Source organism: Bartonella sp. AA16NXGY (genome assembly GCF_042197325.1).
Classification (GTDB): Bacteria; Pseudomonadota; Alphaproteobacteria; order Rhizobiales; family Rhizobiaceae; genus Bartonella.
The window spans coordinates 1-2,355 of record NZ_JBHIRR010000042.1 but is presented as its reverse complement, the minus strand read 5'-3'; the positions used below and the strand labels follow the sequence as shown (position 1 = coordinate 2,355).

At 39.7% G+C, this 2,355-nt stretch carries 3 protein-coding genes; all 3 read left to right on the top strand.

What is annotated here, in order from left to right; genetic code table 11:
* Positions 1–390 precede the first annotated feature (390 nt).
* Genes ACFINK_RS09185 through ACFINK_RS09175 form a run of 3 tightly spaced genes read left to right on the top strand, consistent with a single transcriptional unit; the run spans position 391 to position 2,072 of the window.
* Positions 391–897, top strand: a complete 507-nt coding sequence (locus tag ACFINK_RS09185; protein WP_375611613.1) for a hypothetical protein — start codon at positions 391–393, stop codon at positions 895–897.
* 8 nt (positions 898–905) lie between these two features.
* Positions 906–1,457, top strand: a complete 552-nt coding sequence (locus tag ACFINK_RS09180; RefSeq protein WP_375611614.1) for a hypothetical protein — start codon at positions 906–908, stop codon at positions 1,455–1,457.
* Between the two features lie 57 nt (positions 1,458–1,514).
* Positions 1,515–2,072, top strand: a complete 558-nt coding sequence (locus tag ACFINK_RS09175) for a hypothetical protein (RefSeq protein ID WP_375638886.1) — start codon at positions 1,515–1,517, stop codon at positions 2,070–2,072.
* The last annotated feature ends 283 nt before the right edge of the window (positions 2,073–2,355 follow it).

Below are 2,355 nucleotides of genomic sequence, written 5' to 3'. Positions count from 1 at the left end.
TGACAACGAGGCATTGAGGCAAAGGGGTGGATTTTAAGGCAAAGGGATTGAAATTTCTTGAGGAAGAGGTAAGCGTAGGGCGTGTCGTGTACTTGAGGAAGTTTTCGATGAGGCAATGAATGAGGTTGATCTGGGACTGAGGTTGATCTTGGCCGCGTGCTTGGCTTTCAAGATGGGGGCACCACCTTGGGAAAAGGAGGGGGGTGGCTTGTAAGCGCCTCACGTATAGTGCTTCATGTATAAGCGCGTATAGGGCAAATAAACAAAATACGTAGAGGGGATTTATAGTACTTGCATTACTCTGAGAAGGGTGCTAAGCGAATTTACCGCGCTGGTGGCGTGCTATCAAATATTGAAGAGTGGGAATTTTAGAAGTGGGGGAGTATCCGTATGATCGAAGATAAATCACAACACCAATCTGCCCATAAGGGAGATAAGGCTTTTGTATCGCAGCCAGTGTTGGATCAATCGGCAACTTTCAAAAAATGGATGATGCTTTCAACAGGCGATTATATCATCATTTGTTGTTTGGCTATCCTCTTGTTGGTGCTTTTTTCCGCGTCTGCCTATATGAGCCCTTTGGAATTTTTTCACGTTATATCCAAGGAACAGTTCCAAGCACTGGGAAAAATGAAACAAGAAAGTTTTCAGGAAAGTCTTAAACACCCATTCCAAAATCCTATAATTCAGCATGTTCTTGATGCGGGGTGGAATAGTGTTTGGGCTTTTTTATGTCTCTTGCCGCAAATAATTTTTGGCGTTCTTTTTGGGTTGTTTCCGCTCTTTTTTGTCTTTAACGCCGTATTTAAACGGGATGTGAAGGAAATGATGCTACAATGGGAAAACTTACCAGAGCAGAAACAGCTAGACAACCAATCTCTTAACAGAAGACAATAGGGGGAAAAGTGAGCGCTTCTTTAATCATTGGAATGTTGATTGCCGTAGGGACGGTAATTTTTATTTGTTCTGCAATTTTTATGGTATTCCTTTCTACCGTGGTGACAATCGTTGCACTTTATTATTCTTTGATAAAACGGACAATCTTGTTATTGGTGACGCAGCGAAAATTAAAAAAGGGTGCAGCGCAGAATTTGAGGCATAATCAGGCAGAGGGTAGGGGACAGAATACAGTTCTTGCAACACAGTTGCGTGCCTTTTCTTTTCAAGAATCTTTGCTTCTCTCAAAAAAAGATTATTTTATGATCTTTTCTATCGCCTTCGTTATGGTTGCACTTAGCACAGGTGTTGTCGTTTTTTCAGCTTTTCTTCCAAAATCTGCGGTTTTTTTGCACAATTACGTGCCTATGATAGTGCTTCACATTATTGATTTTGTCATGCGACTGCTGTTTTGGGTCTGGACATGTATTGTTGTTTCTTTACCTGTCATTTTAATTCTCCATAGTCTCCTTCAGTATGGCGTGCAAGAAACAGTAAAGGAATTAGAAACATTTGCTTGAGAAGAAAATAAAAATGATGATTTCACATCAATGCGATAGGGAAAAAAAGGGAGCATTATGATGCAGCATTTGGCTTTTTTAGGGTTCATTATCATTGCCATTTTAATGGTTATGGTTATGGTTAGGCTTCCTTACCTGTTGATCAAATATATCAGGTTATCTTTTAAACTCGCTCAAGGCTTGAAAAAGAGTACGACGCAACAAAAGCAAGCCATACAACAATTGCGCAATGATCTGGGAGAAATGAAGAGACACAATCTCGCCCATAAGACCCTTGATGCGACAATGCGCTTTCTTAACTTCAAAGAATCTCTGCCTTTTTATTCAAAAGAATGTAAAATAATCCTTTTTATCCTTATTCTCTTTTCTGTTTTCCAATCTGCTTTCTCTATCGCAAATTTTGTATGGTGGAAAAATGATAGTGTTGCCTTTATCATGCAGCTGTTGAGCCTTATATGGTTAGGGGTTCTTCTCTTTTTTCCGATCATTGGGATCATGTGTATAAAATTAACGAGAAAATTGAACAAAATACTTCCACAATTGGAAGAAGCGATACAACAACGCGATCAGGCAATGCGTATGCAGAATGTGGAAGGGGGACAAAATGACGAGTAGTCTTATAACATTAATAGCCATTTCTTTCCTGTGTTTTACGCTCTTAGGTGTTTTAATATGGGCGCCAATCGTTGTCATTTACTACCTGTTTATCAAGCGTGCGAGGCTTTATTGTCGCGTGAAAAAGGAACTGAAATGCGTGCTGAATGAACGCGATATCGCCTTAAAACAGAACTCCCCAAAATAAAAAAGCAGCAGAATGTTTGATAAAAAGCAGCTTTCTCTTGTTTGGCAAGACTATAAAAAAATATTCTATCTTTCTACGGTCATGGCGACTGCTCCA